The sequence below is a fragment of the Bacillus sp. SIMBA_008 genome (assembly GCF_046535495.1).
Lineage (GTDB): Bacteria > Bacillota > Bacilli > Bacillales > Bacillaceae > Bacillus > Bacillus subtilis.
The window spans coordinates 1-259 of the sequence record NZ_JAWRWL010000746.1 but is presented as its reverse complement, the minus strand read 5'-3'; the positions used below and the strand labels follow the sequence as shown (position 1 = coordinate 259).

Annotated in this window: 1 protein-coding gene; it reads left to right on the top strand. The window is 45.9% G+C overall.

All coding sequences use genetic code 11. The features are described 5' to 3' along the window. Positions 1-259: YhcN/YlaJ family sporulation lipoprotein (locus tag SB658_RS25260; RefSeq protein WP_410603173.1), on the top strand; the 259-nt coding region annotated here is incomplete at both ends.

Below are 259 nucleotides of genomic sequence, written 5' to 3'. Positions count from 1 at the left end.
ACCAGGGAGAAGGAAAACGAAATGACAACCGCACCCAGAATGTAAATTACCGCAACACACCTAACGACGGTGCGACAAATATGAATACAGTGAACCGTCATAACCAAAACACCGATCACAATGACAACCGTAACCTGAGAGTGGCTGATAAAGCCGCCGACAAGGTGACTGATTTAAAAGAAGTTAAAAATGCGACTGTGATCGTTGCCGGAAACAGCGCTTATGTAGCCGTTGTTCTGACAAACGGACAAAAAGGCGC